Raw genomic sequence first — 241 nt, forward strand, 5'->3', positions numbered from 1 at the left:
GCTTCGACACGCGGGTCAGTCAATAAATCAGCAGCCATATCAGTTTTTATTTCTAATTAAATACACGCCAAGCGCGGCACTGGCAATAATCGGTAACAGCACCATAAAAAACGGTGAAAATCCCGTGCTTAAACTGACAAACCCGACCAAATCTTGCAGATAACTAAATACCAAGCCAAACAATAGCGCAATCACAATACGATAGCCCAAACTTTGGTTACGCAAGGAGCCAAATACAAAT

General features: G+C 41.9%; 1 protein-coding gene. It reads right to left on the reverse strand.

Translation table 11 applies throughout. The features are described from left to right. Positions 1-39 precede the first annotated feature (39 nt). The coding region (locus ACSV5T_RS10295; protein WP_438321083.1) for a hypothetical protein at positions 40-241 on the reverse strand (202 nt) is incomplete at its 5' end.

Origin of the sequence: Veillonella sp. ZSJB6 (genome assembly GCF_051549505.1) — a bacterium.
Lineage (GTDB): Bacteria > Bacillota > Negativicutes > Veillonellales > Veillonellaceae > Veillonella.